The following is a 211-nucleotide window of genomic DNA, read 5'->3' as shown; positions in this document are numbered from 1 at the left end:
TTCCCGTCGGGGAGGGACCGGTTCTTTTTTGTCAGCAATGGAGTTATTGCTGGCGTGAGTTTTATTGCTGGATTTGGCTCTCTAGTTTTCATTGACTTCGCCTTTCTAGGGTGGGGTTGATAAGAGTCTTCAACGGAGAGTTTGATCCTGGCTCAGGACGAACGCTGGCGGCGTGCTTAACACATGCAAGTCGAACGGTAAGGCCCTTCGG

1 rRNA gene is annotated in these 211 nt (G+C 51.2%); it reads left to right on the top strand.

From position 1 onward, the window contains the following. Nucleotides 1-129: 129 nt before the first annotated feature. Nucleotides 130-211 (top strand): 16S ribosomal RNA (locus tag ASG64_RS00005); the annotation flags it as partial.

The sequence above is a fragment of the Rhodococcus sp. Leaf247 genome, from assembly GCF_001426185.1.
Classification (GTDB): Bacteria; Actinomycetota; Actinomycetes; order Mycobacteriales; family Mycobacteriaceae; genus Rhodococcoides.
Note: the sequence above shows the minus strand (reverse complement) of the source record. Positions and strands in the feature narration are given on the sequence as shown.